This window comes from Flavobacterium sp. FlaQc-30 (genome assembly GCF_044005885.1).
GTDB lineage: Bacteria > Bacteroidota > Bacteroidia > Flavobacteriales > Flavobacteriaceae > Flavobacterium.
The window spans coordinates 1-237 of sequence record NZ_JBIPCO010000062.1 but is presented as its reverse complement, the minus strand read 5'-3'; the positions used below and the strand labels follow the sequence as shown (position 1 = coordinate 237).

General features: G+C 39.2%; 1 protein-coding gene. It reads left to right on the top strand.

Annotated features, from left to right (window positions below; all coding sequences use genetic code 11):
• Positions 1–237, top strand: a 237-nt coding sequence (locus ACHRV0_RS21750) for a hypothetical protein (RefSeq protein WP_395442539.1), incomplete at both ends; no start/stop codon positions are given.

Genomic DNA, 237 nt, shown 5'->3' with positions numbered 1-237 from the left:
GCGCTGGAACTTACGAAGTAACGGTAACAGATGCTAACGGATGTACTGCTGTTAAAACAATTACAATCGGACAGCCTGCTGCTGCGATAAACATTACAGAAAATTCTAAAACAGATGTAAAATGTTTTGGACAATTAACTGGAGCTATCGATTTGACTGTAACCGGCGGAACTGGAACATACACTTACTCTTGGAAAAAAGATACCAATGCAATTGCTGCAACTTCTCAGGATTTAA